Annotated in this window: 10 protein-coding genes; 6 read left to right on the top strand and 4 right to left on the bottom strand. The window is 63.3% G+C overall.

The window, feature by feature from the left end; all coding sequences use genetic code 11:
* Window positions 1-296 precede the first annotated feature (296 nt).
* From QOL68_RS18760 to QOL68_RS18745, 4 genes are all read right to left on the bottom strand, one after another.
* Entirely contained in the window at window positions 297-1511 is a 1215-nt protein-coding gene (locus QOL68_RS18760; RefSeq protein WP_282950465.1) for a dihydroorotase, read from the bottom strand.
* Window positions 1502-2497 carry an aspartate carbamoyltransferase catalytic subunit gene (locus tag QOL68_RS18755; protein WP_058457684.1) on the bottom strand — a complete coding sequence of 332 codons (996 nt, stop codon included), beginning with the start codon at window positions 2495-2497 and terminating at the stop codon, window positions 1502-1504. Before QOL68_RS18755 ends, QOL68_RS18760 begins: the two co-directional genes overlap by 10 nt.
* Window positions 2498-2572: 75 nt before the next feature.
* Window positions 2573-3031: a Holliday junction resolvase RuvX gene (gene ruvX / locus QOL68_RS18750; RefSeq protein ID WP_282950466.1), complete on the bottom strand. Its 459-nt coding sequence runs from the start codon at window positions 3029-3031 to the stop codon at window positions 2573-2575.
* Window positions 3032-3119: 88 nt separating this feature from the next.
* Complete coding sequence (locus QOL68_RS18745; RefSeq protein ID WP_282950464.1) at window positions 3120-4427, bottom strand: DUF3089 domain-containing protein; 1308 nt, start codon at window positions 4425-4427, stop codon at window positions 3120-3122.
* Between the two features lie 235 nt (window positions 4428-4662).
* Between QOL68_RS18745 and gatC the strand changes: the two genes are divergently transcribed.
* From gatC to QOL68_RS18715, 6 genes are all read left to right on the top strand, one after another.
* A complete protein-coding gene (gene gatC, locus QOL68_RS18740) occupies window positions 4663-4965 on the top strand; it encodes an Asp-tRNA(Asn)/Glu-tRNA(Gln) amidotransferase subunit GatC (protein ID WP_058802024.1) in 303 nt (100 codons plus the stop codon).
* Window positions 4965-6446: an Asp-tRNA(Asn)/Glu-tRNA(Gln) amidotransferase subunit GatA gene (gatA, locus tag QOL68_RS18735; RefSeq protein WP_282950463.1), complete on the top strand. Its 1482-nt coding sequence runs from the start codon at window positions 4965-4967 to the stop codon at window positions 6444-6446. Before gatC ends, gatA begins: the two co-directional genes overlap by 1 nt.
* 108 nt (window positions 6447-6554) lie before the next feature.
* Window positions 6555-8021 carry an Asp-tRNA(Asn)/Glu-tRNA(Gln) amidotransferase subunit GatB gene (gatB, locus tag QOL68_RS18730; protein WP_282950462.1) on the top strand — a complete coding sequence of 489 codons (1467 nt, stop codon included), beginning with the start codon at window positions 6555-6557 and terminating at the stop codon, window positions 8019-8021.
* Window positions 8022-8128: 107 nt separating this feature from the next.
* Window positions 8129-8947: a hypothetical protein gene (locus QOL68_RS18725; RefSeq protein WP_282950461.1), complete on the top strand. Its 819-nt coding sequence runs from the start codon at window positions 8129-8131 to the stop codon at window positions 8945-8947.
* A 261-nt stretch (window positions 8948-9208) separates the two neighbouring features.
* Window positions 9209-9646: a hypothetical protein gene (locus tag QOL68_RS18720; protein ID WP_282950460.1), complete on the top strand. Its 438-nt coding sequence runs from the start codon at window positions 9209-9211 to the stop codon at window positions 9644-9646.
* A 9-nt stretch (window positions 9647-9655) separates the two neighbouring features.
* Window positions 9656-10249 (top strand): hypothetical protein, encoded by a 594-nt coding sequence (locus QOL68_RS18715; protein ID WP_282950459.1) that lies wholly within the window; start codon window positions 9656-9658, stop codon window positions 10247-10249.
* Window positions 10250-10337 lie beyond the last annotated feature (88 nt).

Here is a 10337-nt window from a genome sequence, read left to right as displayed (position 1 = left end):
CAGGCTCCTCACAGTGAGCCTGAATCACAGCGGCCTGCTCAAATCAATGGGTCCTGACCCTAGAAGCCCGCCGGATTTCCGACGGGCTTCTTTTTTGTGCCCGGCCAGTCGGTTGGGCTTCGCGGGAGGGCAAAAAAGAAAAGGCGGCCGGGGACGGCCGCCTTTGAGTGGTGAATGGACTGTCATCCATTCGGGTCGCAAATCGACATATAAGGGGATTCGAAAGCGAGTCCTGTGAAATATTGTTGCTGTCCTGATACGGGACGCGCACGCTTCGACGCGTTAATCGGCCGTCGCTACCTGATGCGCTGCCCGCCCTTCCACAGCATCGTCGCGCGCCCCTGAACCGGCATACCGTCGAACGGCGTGTTACCGGCCCAGGCCGCCATCTTTTTCGCATCGACCTGCCAAGGCGTGCCCTCGTCGATCAGGATGAGGTCGGCCTCCAGTCCGGGCTCGATGCGGCCGGCTTCGAGGCCGAGCAGCTTTGCGGGGTTCGCGGCGAGCAGGTCGAAGAGGCGCGCCGCGCTGATATGGCCGTCGCGGACGAGCTGAAGGCCCATCGCCAGCAAAGTCTCGGCGCCCGCCATGCCGGGCTGCGCCTCGGCGAAGGGGAGGCGCTTGTCCTCGGGACCGCGCGGATCGTGGCCCGATGTCAGCACGTCGATCGTGCCGTCGGCGATGGCGGAGAGGCAGGCATGGCGGTCGTCCTCGCTACGCAGGGGCGGCGAGAGGCGGGCGAAGGTACGGAAATCGCCGATCGCGGTATCGGAGAGGAAGAGATGGGCCGGCGTGATGCCGCAGGTGACCGGCAGGCCCTTGGCCTTGGCGGCGCGGATCAGGTCGAGCCCGCGCGCGGTGGTGACCTGGCGGAAGTGGATCGGGGCGCCGGTTTCCTCCACGAGGCAAAGGTCGCGCGCGATCGCCATCGCTTCGGCGATCGCGGGAGCCGAGGCGAGGCCGAGGCGCGTCGCCATCTCGCCGTCAGTGGCGACGGCGCCCGCCGTCAGCCCCTCGTCCTCGGCGTGGGCGATGACCGTAAGGCCGAGCGAGGCGGCGTAGGCAAGGACGCGGCGCATCACGCCGGCATCGGCGATGCGGGCGCGGCCGGTGGCGACGGCGCGCGCGCCCGCCTGTTTCATCAGGCCGATCTCGGCGAGTTCCCTGCCTGCGAGGCCTTTGGTGGCGGCGGCGAGCGGGTGAACCCAGAGGTCGGGCTTGCCACCTTTGGCGGCCCGCTCGACGAGCCCGGCGCCGTCGAGCGGGCCGCTGTCCGGCATCAGCGCTGCGCGCGTGATGCCGCCGAAATGGAAGGCGGGCTTGTCGGTCGCGAAGACGCCGAGGTCGATGATGCCGGGCGCGAGCCACTGCCCGCGCGCATCGACGGTTTCGGCGCCGCCGGGCGTTTCCAAAGGGTTCAGCGCGGCAATGCGGCCACGCTCGACGAGCAGGCGTACCGGGTCGCCGCCGAGCAGGCGCGCGTTCGCGATCAGCAGCGGGGTCAGTTCCATCCCGGTACCCCCCGCTTGCGGCGCGTCAATATGTCGAGGCACGCCATGCGCACCGCGACGCCCATTTCGACCTGCTCGGTGATCGTCGATCGGGTGGGGTGATCGGCGACGCTGCTGTCGATCTCGACCCCGCGGTTCATCGGGCCGGGGTGCATGACGATGGCTTGGGGCTTCGCCTTTTCGAGGCGCTTCGGCGTCAGGCCGTAGAGCGCGTGATATTCGCGGGCGCTGGGCAGATAGGCGCCGTCCATGCGTTCGTTCTGGAGGCGGAGCATCATCACGACGTCGGCATCCTTCAGCCCTTCGTCCATGTCGGTGAAGGTGGTGACGTGCATCCGCTCCATCGCGGGCGGGGTCAGCGTCGGCGGTGCGACGATGCGCACCTCGTTGCCGAGCAGCGTGAGCGCGAGGATGTTCGAGCGCGCGACGCGGCTGTGCAGCACATCGCCGCATATAGCGATCGTCAGTCCCTCGACCTTGCCGAGGCGGCGGCGGATGGTGAGCGCATCGAGCAGCGCCTGCGTCGGATGTTCGTGGCGGCCGTCGCCGGCGTTGAGGACGGGGCAGTCGACCTTGTCGGCGATGAGCTGCACCGCGCCCGAGCTCTGGTGGCGGATCACCATCGCGTCGGCGCGCATCGCGTTCAATGTCATCGCGGTGTCGATCAGCGTCTCGCCCTTCTTCACGCTCGATTGCGCGGCGTGCATGTTGACGACGTCGGCGCCGAGGCGTTTCCCCGCGATCTCGAACGACAGCAAAGTGCGGGTCGAATTCTCGAAAAAGGCGTTGATGATCGTGAGACCCGCGAGCCGGTCGTCGTGCTTGGCGGCGCCGCTGCGGTTCATCTCGACCCACTCCTCGGCGGCGTCGAGAACGTAGGAGATTTCCCACGGGGCGAGCTGGGCGATGCCGATCAGGTGGCGATGGCGAAAGGCATCGCCGCCGGGCGGATAGTCGCTGGCGGGTCGGGTGGTTGCGCTTGTCATTAAAGCCGAGCGTCTATGCCGGGTTTGCGAAAATCGCAAGTCATGATCCTCGCCATCGCTTCGCGACAGGGAGGATCATCTGGTCAGCGCATCGATCGCGCCCTGCAGGATGAAGGCGGCAGCGGCGCTGTCGACGCGCTCCGCTCTTTTTGCCCGGCTGACGTCGGCGGCGATCATCGCGCGCTCGACCGCGGCGGTCGACCAGCGCTCGTCCCAGAGGAGGATCGGGAGGCCGAGCGGCAGCAGGTTGCGCGCAAAGGCGCGGGTGCTCTGCGTGCGCGGACTGTCGGTGCCGTCCATATTGAGCGGCAGCCCGACGACGAGGCCGACGACCGATTGCGCGGCAAGGACCGCTTTGAGTGCCTCAAGGTCGACGCTGAATTTCTTGCGGATGATCGTCTTGTCGGGCGACGCGAAGCTCCAGCCGGCATCGCAGAGCGCGACGCCGATCGTCTTGGTGCCGACATCGAGGCCCGCGAGGCGGCCGCCGGCGGGAAGCGCGGCGGCGAAGTCGGGGGCGGCGGTGGTGATCATCATCTGCGTCTATCCCCTATTTTCGTCATGCTGAACTTGTTTCAGCATCCGTGGCCCAAGGTCACGAGGTCGGGCCATGGATCCCGGATCAAGTCCGGGATGACGAGGTCTGAGGGGTAGCCATTTTGGGTGTTGGCGTCGGTGCGGCCGGCACCGCAACCGGCGCGGCGGGCGGCGGAACGGGCGAGGGCTTGCCCTCGTAGGCCGCGAGGCGGCGCAGTGCGTCGGCGCGGACGTTCGCCCAGAAAAGGGTGATGTCGAAGACGTGATAATTATTGCCCGGCAATACATAGCTCGGCGCGTAATTCTGCGCCGCTTCGGCATCGCCGATCAGCAGGAAGCCGCGGTCGTCGTCGCACTTCGCGCCGACCTTTTTCGCGATCAGCGTCCCCGCCTTGAAGCCTTCGCTCGGCTTCAGCGTGCCGATATTGGCATCGGGGCCGGCGGCGGTGTCGGGGATGCCGGTCAGCGGATTGGTGCAGAGCATGCGCGTGCCCGCGCGGGGACGGCCGTCGAACCCGATCGTACCGTCATAGGCGCCGATCACCATCGAGGTGTCGGCGGGTTCGGCGAAGCTCGCCCACGAGAGGATACAGCCCTTTTCTTCCGGCGTCTCGCACGCGGGCAGGCCGAGCGCCGCCATGTCGGTGTCGCGGCTGATCGGCCAACCGATCACATAGGCCGCAACGATGCGCTTCGCGAGCGGGGTGCCCGCGATCCGGTTCCTCAGCAGCGTTGTCAGGTGGAGCGCGCCCTGGCTGTGGCCCGCGAGGATGATCGGTTTGTTCTTCGGGATCGCGGCGAGGAAGGCGTCGAACGCCTGTTCGACGTCGCGATAGGCGGCATCGATCGCCTTGCCCGCGGTGACGCGGTCGGTCGCGAGGAACGCGCCGAGCGTCGCCTGCCGGTAACGCGGCGCCCACACCTCGCCCGCGTCGCCGAACGCGCTCGCCATGCCCTGCATAAAGAGCGTCGCGCGGTAATTGGCGTCGGCGTCGTCGAGCGGGGCGTTCCAGCTCGCCTTGCTGTAATAGCTGGTCGGGTGAACGAAGAAGATCGCGGCGTCGCCCTGGGCCGGTTCGGCGTCGGCGGCGGTGGCTTCGGCGGCCTTGGCCGATCCGACCAGCTTGCCGCCCGCCGCCTTGGCCGCGATCGCTTCCTTCCGGCCTTCGACCGGCGGGCGCCAATCGGCGGGATCGTCCGCGAGACCCGGACGCGCAAACCACATCGCCGGATCGTCATAGGCGTTGGGCGCGGCCGCCGCTTGTTCGACGAACTGCGTGCTCGGCACAAAGGCGACGCGGCCGAACCAGCCCGGATTGAGCTGATAGGCGACGCCGAAGCCGAAGATGACGAGGATGATCGCGGCAATAAGGTAGAGGAATTTGCGGGCCATTGGGGCTCCAGTGGGGGAGAGGATTTTCAGGCTCTCTAGCCGGTCATGACAAACCCTTCAAATGGCGTGTGATGCGATCGTCGCTGCCCCGTCACCCCTCGGTACGTGAGCGGTCGCGCTGGCGTTGCGCGCCGTCTGCGACTGCCTCACGAGTTCGTTACAGGAAGGATCAGGACGGTTGAAGCGGACGGGGGAGGATGCTAGCGGCGCAACTTCTCCCGATAAGGCAAGATGAATGGCAATCGATCAGGCAACAGTCAGGAAAATAGCGTCGCTGGCGCGCATCGCGATCAGCGATGCCGAAGCCGCCGCGATGGAAGGCGAACTCAACGGCATTTTGGGCTGGGTCGAACAACTCGGCGAGGTCGATGTGACCGGGGTCGAACCGATGACCGCGGTGATCCCGAACAAGCTGCGGCTGCGCGACGATATCGTCGACGCCGACCCGCTGACCGGCGGCAACCGCCGCGACGATATTCTCGCCAATGCGCCCGCGCCGCAGCACGGCTTTTTCGGCGTTCCCAAGGTGATCGAATAATGACTGAGCTTACCAATCTGACCGTCGCGCAGATCCGCGACGGGCACCGCGCGGGCGATTTCAGCGCCGTCGAGATCGCCGAGGCGTTCAACGCCAATGTCGCGGGCGCGAAGGCGCTGAATGCGTTTATCGTCGAGACGCCCGAGCATGCGATTGCGGCGGCGAAGGCGGCCGATGCCGACCGTTCGGCGGGGACGCTGAAGCCGCTATCGGGCGTGCCGATCGGGATGAAGGACCTGTTCTGCACCAATGGCGTGCAGACGACCGCCGCGAGCCATATGCTCGAAGGTTTCGTGCCGCGCTATGAATCGACCGTCAGCCAGAAATTGTGGGACGCGGGCGCGGGGATGCTGGGCAAGCTGAACCTCGACCAGTTTGCGATGGGGTCGTCGAACGAGACGAGCTATTTCGGCAATGTGATCTCGCCGTGGCGGCGCAAGGATGGCGGCAATGCCGCGCTCGCGCCGGGCGGATCGTCGGGCGGCAGTTCGTCGGCGATCGCGGCGCGGCTGTGCCCCGCGGCGACGGGGACCGACACCGGCGGCTCGATCCGCCAGCCCGCGGCCTTCACCGGCATTTCGGGGATCAAACCGACCTATGGCCGCTGCTCGCGCTGGGGCATCGTCGCCTTCGCAAGCTCGCTCGACCAGGCGGGGCCGATGGCGCGCGACGTGCGCGACTGCGCGATCATGCTCGAGAATATGGCGGGCTTCGATCCGAAGGACGCGACGAGCCTCGATATGGCGGTGCCCAATTGGGAAGCGGCTTTGTCGAGCGATCTCAAGGGCAAGACGGTCGGTATTCCCAGGGAATATCGCCTCGACGGCATTGATCCCGACATCGACGCGATGTGGGATGCGGGCATCGCGATGCTGAAGGATGCGGGGGCCGAGGTCGTCGAGATCAGCCTGCCGCACACCAAATATGCGCTGCCGGCCTATTATATCATCGCGCCCGCCGAGGCGTCGTCGAACCTCGCGCGCTATGACGGCGTGCGTTACGGGCTCCGCGATCTGCCGCAGGGCGCGGGGCTGCAGGACATGTACGCCGCGACACGCGCCGACGGCTTCGGGCCCGAGGTCAAGCGGCGCATCATGATCGGCACCTATGTGCTGTCGGCGGGCTTCTACGACGCTTATTATACGCAGGCGCAGAAGGTGCGGACGCTGATCGCGCGCGATTTCGAGCAGGCTTTTGCAAGCTGCGACGTGATCCTCGCGCCGACCGCGCCGTCGGCGGCGTTCGGGCTGGGCGAGAAGATGGCCGATCCGCTGGCGATGTACCTCAACGACGTGTTCGCGGTGCCCGCGAGCCTCGCGGGCCTGCCCGCGATGTCGGTCCCCGCAGCGCTGAACCGCGATGGGCTGCCGCTGGGCTTGCAGATCATCGGCAAGGCGTTCGACGAGCAGGGCGTGCTCAACGCCGGGCTGGCGATTGAAGAGCGGGCGGGCTTTACCGCCCGCGCCGACAAGTGGTGGTAGCTGGGCCTGTGCCCCTGCGAAGGCAGGGGCCCATCTCCGGATGGTGCAAGGTTGAAGCGGCAGGTGATGGGTCCCTGCCTTCGCAGGGACACACTGAGGATTTGAACGATGTCTGATTATCGCATCAAGGGCGAAACCGGCGAGTGGGAGGTCGTGATCGGCCTCGAGGTCCATGCGCAGGTCACCTCCAACGCCAAGCTGTTCTCGGGCGCTGCAACGGCGTTCGGGGCCGAGCCGAACACGCAGGTGTCGCTGGTCGACGCGGCGATGCCGGGGATGCTGCCGGTGCCGAACCGCGAGTGCATTCGCCAGGCGGTGCGCACGGGGATGGCGATCGAGGCGCAGATCAACAAATGGTCGCGGTTCGACCGCAAGAATTATTTCTATGCCGATTTGCCGCAGGGCTACCAGATTTCGCAGCTTTATCATCCGCTTGTCGGCGAAGGTTCGTTGATGATCGAGGCGGACGAGAAGGCGGGAGTTCCTGAGGCGAAGCGGATCGGGATCGAACGCATCCATGTCGAGCAGGACGCCGGCAAGCTGATGCACGACCAGCATCCGACGATGTCGTACGTCGACTTGAACCGCAGCGGAGTCGCGCTGATGGAGATCGTCTCGCGTCCCGACATGCGCTCGCCCGCCGAAGCGGGGGCCTATGTTCGCAAGCTGCGCTCGATCCTGCGTTACGTCGGGTCGTGCGACGGCAATATGGAAGAAGGCTCGATGCGCGCCGACGTCAACGTCAGCGTGCGCAAGCCGGGCGACGAATTCGGCACGCGGACCGAGACGAAGAACGTCAATTCGGTGCGCTTCGTGATGGCGGTGATCGAGGGTGAGGCGAAGCGCCAGGTCGCGCTGATCGAAAGCGGCGGCACCGTGGTGCAGGAAACGCGGCTCTACGATCCCGACCGCAATGAGACGCGCTCGATGCGGTCGAAGGAAGATGCGCATGATTACCGCTACTTCCCCGATCCCGACCTGTTGCCGCTCGAACTCGACGATGCGTTTCTGGCCGAGTGCCGCGACAGCTTGCCCGAGCTACCCGACGCCAAGCGCGCGCGCTATCTGAGCGCCGGGATCTCGGCGTACAATGCCGACGTGCTGACCGCCGAGGTCGAGAGCGCGCTGTGGTTCGATGCGCTGCTCGAAACCGGCGCGAAGCCTGTCGCGGCCGCGAACTGGGTGACCAGCGAGCTGTTCGGCGCGCTCAATCGTCTGGGCAAGAGTTTCGAGGATTGCCCGGTTACTCCGGCGCAGGCGGGCGAACTGCTCGGTCTGGTCGCCGACGGCACGATTTCGGGCACGATCGCCAAGCAGGTGTTCGAGAAGATGCTCGAAAGCGGCGACGGCGCCGCCGCGATCGTCGATCGCGAGGGCCTCAAGCAGACGAGCGACACCGGCGCGATCGAGGGCGAGATCGCCAAGGTGCTGGCCGCCAATGCCGACAAGGTCGAGCAGTACAAGGGCGGCAAGGAAGCGCTGTTCGGCTTCTTCGTCGGCCAGACGATGAAGGCGATGCAGGGCAAGGCGAACCCGCAGGTCGTCAACGAACTGCTGAAGAAGGCGCTGGGCTGACGAGATTGCTACGTTGCATTGCTCGGACTTGTTTATAGCGATGTTGGACTTCGCAACAGGGGGTGACGTTGGCCACTGATATCAGGCCGCGCATAGCATGCGCTTTGATGATCGTTTTTTCTGCCGTCTCTTCGGTCGATGCCGCGGAGGTGTCGGACAAGCCCGGGATTAATTCCGAGGTCGGCCGCTTTTATATCCCAAATGCCGTTCAGCAAGGCGATCGGGTCTTGGAGCCGGGTGACGAGTTGTTGAGGCAACCGATCCTGTGGGGCATTGCTGCCAGAATAGGGCAAGAGGTCAAAATCTCGACCAGCGAAGGCGATGTATCCATCCCGGCCGGGACGGTGCTTCCGGCGGTCAGCGTTTCGGATTGGCGAAACGACCCTGAAAGCGCCGTAATCGTCTATTGCACCAACGTACCCAACCTCAAGCAAAAGGGGGGCGGCCTGATGGGAACGATTGGCTACGCACTGATTCGTTCGCTGGAGGATGGCCGGAAATGTCTCGCTGACCAGAATTATGACGGTGTGGCCGAACATGGGTTTCTGTTGGACGATGGGGTTCCCGCTGACCGCTTGCCCCACGCAATAAATCCTGTGGCCTTGAATGTCGGCGAAATGGTAGAGGCGGGTTCCGGGGATTATGTATCGATTGTAGTTCGCAGAGCGTCGCGGCCGTCATTTCACATCGTCATCTACCAGAATAGCAAGCGGATGGATTTCGACAGCATAAAAACGACAAGCGGAACGGTGCCCCGGGTCCAGACCGTTAATAAGGATGCGACCTACCCACTTTCTTATGAGATATATGGCGCCCGATTTGAAATTCGGTCATTTGATCCAGCGACGGGTAAAATGACAATGGCATCGAAGCCTAGCGTTAGCGGGCCTATGCCAATCCCGAGTGAAATCCGCTATCGATATTAGGCATAGCTCGGGTTCGTATAGTGCTCTCGCCGTAAAATCCATAGCCTTTCACTTATGGCGACCGAGGCGAAGTGGGTAGCCCTTAAATCCCGTATGCGGGCACCTCGCTCGGGCCGATAGTGCCGCCGCGGCGCTCAAGCTACACTGGGGAGAAAAATGCTTTGCCGTCAAAATGGAGCCAAATTGGCGCAAAGCGAAGCGCAAGTCACATTTGACCAAAATAAGTGACCAGAATATGGCGGCATGTAAGGGGAGACTCAAATGATCCATAAGATTCTAGTGACTGCGGCTTTTGCCATGGTCGCTTCCGAGGGCGCGCTATATGCGAAAGAGGCACCCGCCGATTCACCAAACACTTTGACCCATGGTATGGTTCAGATGACAGTTCGTGTCGGTGAGACGCGGCAGTCGGATATTCTAGAAACGTTTGGCGGACCGAACGTTACTACGATTGACGGGAGCGGCCGCGAAGTTTGGGTTTACGACCGCCACGCAACTGTCACGGCGGACAAGTCGAGTGGCTTTTCCATCGGGATGCTGGTGGGCGGAGGTGGCGGTGGCGTCGGTGCTGGCGGCGGGTTGGGTTTCGGCAAGAAAAAGAGCCGCTCAGAGCAGTCGACTAGATCAATGACGCTAATCATCAAATTCGATTCCAATGGAATAGTTTCTGATTTTCGTAGTCGTAGCAGCTCTTTTTAAGGCCATCACATGTCATTAATCCGCACTGGTGCTCTCGCACTCTCTTCCGTTGCTCTTGTTTTGGTGTCGCCTGTTGCATCGGCAAAGAAGCAGCCAGAGTTAAGTCCGCTGGCAATTCAACAGATGCAAACGCGCGATTTTGAATTTGATAAATCAATTGTATTTTCTTCAGTTATGACTGTTCTTCAGGATTCCGGATATCGAATTGGATCGGCTGATAAAGAAACTGGTCTTATCACTGGCACTGCCTCGACGAATGGCAAGACAACTTGGATGCCGTTTGTTGGTTTCGGGCGCTCAAAGAAAACGCCGGTCGTATCTGCCTTTATTGAAGAAATTGGGCCCAGATTCACAAAAGTCAGATTCAATTTTGTTATGACCAAGATCTCATCAAATGGTTTCGGTTCTAATCAGGATGAAGAGCCGATTCTTGATCAGGCAGTTTATCAGCAAGCATTTGAGAAGGTTGATCAAGCTATCTTCGTACGCACCGCTGCGCTGGAGAATGCGAAACCTCTGTCGGCCGAACCTGTTGCTGCAATCGTCAGCGACGCGCCGCAAGCAGAGGTTGCTCCTAACCCCACTTCAGCCGATCCCAAGTAGCGGGTCTAATTATGCTGCTGGTGGATGCGGTAATTGTTGTCGAACAGCAGCTTCCGCCAGAACAGTTTGTCGGCTCGTTGAAGCAGGG

This window comes from Sphingopyxis sp. Geo25 (assembly GCF_949769135.1).
GTDB lineage: Bacteria > Pseudomonadota > Alphaproteobacteria > Sphingomonadales > Sphingomonadaceae > Sphingopyxis.
This window is presented reverse-complemented; position numbering and strand designations above follow the sequence as displayed.

Bases quoted from the DNA above. Each gene is read 5' to 3' on its own strand.
- QOL68_RS18760 (WP_282950465.1), bottom strand. From the start codon at position 1,511: ATGGAACTGACCCCGCTGCTGATCGCGAACGCGCGCCTGCTCGGCGGC.
- QOL68_RS18755 (WP_058457684.1), bottom strand. From the start codon at position 2,497: ATGACAAGCGCAACCACCCGACCCGCCAGCGACTATCCGCCCGGCGGC.
- ruvX (WP_282950466.1), bottom strand. From the start codon at position 3,031: ATGATCACCACCGCCGCCCCCGACTTCGCCGCCGCGCTTCCCGCCGGC.
- QOL68_RS18745 (WP_282950464.1), bottom strand. From the start codon at position 4,427: ATGGCCCGCAAATTCCTCTACCTTATTGCCGCGATCATCCTCGTCATC.
- gatC (WP_058802024.1), top strand. From the start codon at position 4,663: ATGGCAATCGATCAGGCAACAGTCAGGAAAATAGCGTCGCTGGCGCGC.
- gatA (WP_282950463.1), top strand. From the start codon at position 4,965: ATGACTGAGCTTACCAATCTGACCGTCGCGCAGATCCGCGACGGGCAC.
- gatB (WP_282950462.1), top strand. From the start codon at position 6,555: ATGTCTGATTATCGCATCAAGGGCGAAACCGGCGAGTGGGAGGTCGTG.
- QOL68_RS18725 (WP_282950461.1), top strand. From the start codon at position 8,129: ATGATCGTTTTTTCTGCCGTCTCTTCGGTCGATGCCGCGGAGGTGTCG.
- QOL68_RS18720 (WP_282950460.1), top strand. From the start codon at position 9,209: ATGATCCATAAGATTCTAGTGACTGCGGCTTTTGCCATGGTCGCTTCC.
- QOL68_RS18715 (WP_282950459.1), top strand. From the start codon at position 9,656: ATGTCATTAATCCGCACTGGTGCTCTCGCACTCTCTTCCGTTGCTCTT.